We start from the raw sequence: 3,803 nt of genomic DNA, 5'->3' as shown, positions 1-3,803 counted from the left end.
CTCAGGTGGGTGAAGCCATGGCCATGGTCAAAGCGCTTAACCGGATCACGCTATTAGGAATGCCGAACAGTATTCGCATCACGTAACAATCGACCCGTATGGGGCGCAGTCATTACAGTTCTGATTTATTCAACAAAGCCGGCTCAGCAGACAAACGCGCAAGAGTGCGTTGCCATCGCTGAATTCAGAGAGAAACCTAAAGTTCGCTACACCAGTGGTGCTCACTGGCAAGAATGGCTGAAAGGAATAGCATGTAGATGGAAGTAATGATGGTTTTGTTTTGTATTTTCTTCATGATGACTCTGTATTACCCGCCGCAAATAATGGGTCGTGTATTCAATGAGTTGATGTAGCATCAAACGTAGTACTCGCGTTCAATGTAAGTACCGATGATCCTATCGTGCATTTCGGATGATTTTGAATATCCGAGCGTCTTGCGATTGAGCCGTTGCAATCGGTTACGCAGTGTCAGATGTGCACACTCAATACACTGTGTATACAGCCTGCTAACAATGTGTTTTACTTTTGGAAGTTCGTCGTTGTAAGCACTGTAGCCATCCGTGTTTACATGACTGACGACGGTAATGCTGATGGCCACTTTTGCCATAACCGTGTTTTTTCACAGGAGATGTCTGTTCACAAAACGGGCATCTTACATCAACTTTAGCCGCTGTATTCCACATCCAAAACCGGACATTTAACACTGCAATCAACATATTGAATACACGACCAAATAATGCGATTTGTCCACATTCCTCGAAATTAAAAGAATATTGCGCTGGTGTATTTGTAGCATGCCTTATAGGGGAAAGCAAACCTACACTCGGCTTGATTGTGTGCCATTAGGTGTTGCTTTAATGAGCGGTGCAGACAGACTCTGCACCGTAGTTGGTGGCCAAACAGGCTGTGCCACAGAGGATTACTGGAATAAGGGATAAGCGTCCAACGGCATCCATAACAGGGGATGTGGCTGCTGTTCAGCAAAGTAACGATGAATGTGATGCAGGATGTCGCGCTGGCCGGGGAAGGGAAACATCTGTGCCGCTTCCTCAAAGGTAGCACAATGGAATTCGCTATGCTCGGCGTTAAGCACAATGTCAGCGTCGGCAGCGAAATAAGCCACGAACACCGGTACCAGCGTCAGGCCATTGTTATCCGCTTCGTAAAACTGCTCGCAGCGATCCGCTGAGTAGAGATCGGCTAACTGCAATCCCGTCTCTTCTTTCGCTTCACGTCGCGCCGTTTGCCGCGCGCTCTCACCGGCTTCAATACCACCAGCTATTTGGCACCACTGCCCTGGCTGGGTGTGGCCGTTGCGGCGCAGCAGCAGGACTTGATAGCCAGCCTGCGCCGGGCGCGGTACATAAAGCGCTATGGAAAAGCAGCGGATCGGAATCTCATGTCGCATAACGCACTCTCTTCCCTGTTTTGTTTAGCGCTGCGCTTCGCCGCCCAACGCCTCAACCAGATTGGTCGTTAGCGCGGAAAGCTCGCTGGTCATCAGAATAAAATCGGCATCAAAGCGTTGATCCACATCGTCCCTGTCGATATCGTCGTTCTGCTCACGCAGCGTGTCGGCGAACTTCAGCCGTTTCAGCGTGCCATCTTCTGCCAGTATCAGTTGGATGCGCTCCTGCCAGTCGAGGGCAAGTTTGGTTACTACTTTACCTTTTTCGATATGCACGCCGATTTCATCACTTACCAGATCTTGCTTCTTACAGCGGATCACACCGCTGTCTTCCAAAATCGCTTTCAATTCGGCTTCGTCTTGCAGGGTGAAACCGGCTGGCACATCGCCAGAGCGCACCCATTCGGTCAGGGTAAGTTCAATAGGGTTTTCCAGCGCCAAGGGCACCACGGGCAGTGAGCCCAAGGTTTTGCGCAACAGTGCCAGCGTATCTTCGGCTTTCTTAGCGCTGGCAGCATCAACCATAATCAACTGATTAACGGTATCAATCCATAGCCACACCTGGCTGAAACGGCTGAAGGCGCGCGGCAGCAGCGTATGCAACACTTCATCCTTCAGGGTGTCTTTTTCGGTTTTTTTCAGTTTGCGGTGTTGTTCGGCTTCCAGTTTGTCGATTTTGGCCTGGAGCGCCTGCTTGATCACCGGAGACGGCAACATCTTTTCTTCTTTGCGTGCGCAGAGCAGCAATTGGCCGTTAACGCTGTGGGTCAGTGCATCGCTGTGTGCGCCCATCGGGGATACCCAACCGGTGCGAGAGAGATCCTGGCACCCACAGGGGGTAAAGGCGAACTCACCTAACTGTTTTTCTAACGCATCAGTAGAAAGGGTGATATCGCGGTTCAGGCGATAAATAATAACATTTTTAAACCACAACATGGTGTTATCCTTGGCGGTGCGTGCGCGGTACGCGGATGAAAAGGGGAGGGACGCATCATAGCGGATTTGGCGTGCAAGTGCAGCGCGTAATGGTGGTTACGTATACACTGAAATAAAGTTACCTTGTGCCAGGTGCGTGAAAACTGTTTATTCATGCATTATGGGAATTTTCTGAGGAGGCGCTGTGCGTATTGGAATTGATTTGGGTGGAACCAAAACGGAGGTCATCGCACTGGGGGATCGCGGCGAAACGCTGTTCCGCCATCGTCTGCCTACGCCCCGTGATGACTATCAGGGAACGTTGAACACCATTGCTACGCTGGTTAACGAAGCCGAAAAGGCAACGGGCATGACTGGGAGCGTCGGCGTGGGGATTCCAGGCACCCTGTCACCGCTGTCCCACCACGTAAAAAACGCCAATTCGGTGTTGTTGAACGATCAGCAGTTGGATAACTATCTCTCCGCACTGTTGCAGCGTCCGGTGCGCCTCGCCAATGACGCCAACTGTCTGGCGGTGTCTGAAGCGGTGGACGGTGCCGGACTTGATGTCGTGTTTGCCATTATTATCGGTACCGGCTGTGGCGCGGGCATTGCGCTCAACGGACGAGCTCATTCCGGACGCAACGGCATCTCTGGCGAATGGGGGCATAACCCATTGCCTTGGCAGAATGAGCAAGAATGCCAGTTTGCGCAGGCTGTGCCTTGCTATTGTGGTCAACGCGGATGCATTAAAACCTTTATTTCCGGCACCGGTTTCGCTGCCTACTATCGCCATGTCACGAGCCATGCCTGTAACGGGGAAACCATTGTTTCATTGGTACGTCAGGGAGATAGCGCCACAGAACAAGTACTGCAACGCTATGAGCAACGTCTGGCCAAATCCATCGCACATGTGATCAATTTAGTGGATCCGGACGTCGTGGTGTTGGGGGGCGGGATGAGCAATGTCCCGCGTTTTTATCAGACGCTGCCCGCGCTGATAACCCCTTGGATCTTTGGTCAGGAGTGCACCACACCGATTCGTCAGGCCACCCACGGTGATTCCAGCGGTGTACGCGGTGCAGCCTGGCTGTGGCCAGCAGCATAACGCGCCTACGCATGTGTAAGTAGAGCGCTACAGGGCGTAGCGCTCATCAAGCTGACTCACGCCCAATCCATTCACCTTTTTGACCTTGATTTGCGTGGAGATACGCGCTTTTATCGCCTCCACGTGACTGATAACGCCAATGGTTTTGCCGGTGGCATTGAGGTTATCCAGCGCATCCAGTGCGCTGTCCAGCGTATCCGCATCCAACGTGCCGAACCCTTCATCCAGAAACAGGCTTTGTTGAATAAATAGATTTTATGCTGGCAGTCCAGTGAAACGACGGATCATCGCAACGCAAAATCATGCAGTTAGGCCTCATGAGAAAGCTGTACACCTGAGGGGACAAGCATTTTCTACCAAAACTGGCTTGGT

Annotated in this window: 3 protein-coding genes and 3 pseudogenes; 2 read left to right on the top strand and 4 right to left on the bottom strand. The window is 51.7% G+C overall.

Features of this window, described 5'->3' with window-relative positions; translation table 11 throughout:
* Window positions 1-86: pseudogene (locus QZ506_RS01760) on the top strand (lipoprotein); the annotation flags it as partial.
* A gap of 269 nt (window positions 87-355) precedes the next feature.
* On the opposite strand, the pseudogene QZ506_RS01755 reads toward QZ506_RS01760, so the two are convergent.
* The 3 genes and pseudogenes from QZ506_RS01755 to rdgC all read right to left on the bottom strand — a co-directional run bounded on the left by QZ506_RS01755 (window position 356) and on the right by rdgC (window position 2,344).
* A pseudogene (locus tag QZ506_RS01755) lies at window positions 356-623 on the bottom strand (IS1 family transposase).
* Window positions 624-919: 296 nt separating this feature from the next.
* On the bottom strand, window positions 920-1,408 hold the full coding sequence (locus tag QZ506_RS01750) for an NUDIX domain-containing protein (RefSeq protein WP_291968618.1): 489 nt from the start codon (window positions 1,406-1,408) through the stop codon (window positions 920-922).
* Between the two features lie 24 nt (window positions 1,409-1,432).
* A complete protein-coding gene (gene rdgC, locus QZ506_RS01745) occupies window positions 1,433-2,344 on the bottom strand; it encodes a recombination-associated protein RdgC (protein WP_291968616.1) in 912 nt (303 codons plus the stop codon).
* A gap of 184 nt (window positions 2,345-2,528) precedes the next feature.
* Here rdgC and mak point away from each other — a divergent pair, with 184 nt between their 5' ends.
* The gene (gene mak / locus QZ506_RS01740; protein ID WP_291968614.1) at window positions 2,529-3,431 is read left to right on the top strand and encodes a fructokinase; all 903 of its coding nucleotides are present in this window, start codon (window positions 2,529-2,531) and stop codon (window positions 3,429-3,431) included.
* A 27-nt stretch (window positions 3,432-3,458) separates the two neighbouring features.
* On the opposite strand, the pseudogene QZ506_RS01735 reads toward mak, so the two are convergent.
* Window positions 3,459-3,668, bottom strand: a pseudogene (locus QZ506_RS01735) (hypothetical protein); the annotation flags it as partial.
* Window positions 3,669-3,803 lie beyond the last annotated feature (135 nt).

It is taken from the genome of Candidatus Symbiopectobacterium sp. (assembly GCF_020054415.1).
Taxonomy (GTDB): Bacteria; Pseudomonadota; Gammaproteobacteria; order Enterobacterales; family Enterobacteriaceae; genus Symbiopectobacterium.
This window is presented reverse-complemented; position numbering and strand designations above follow the sequence as displayed.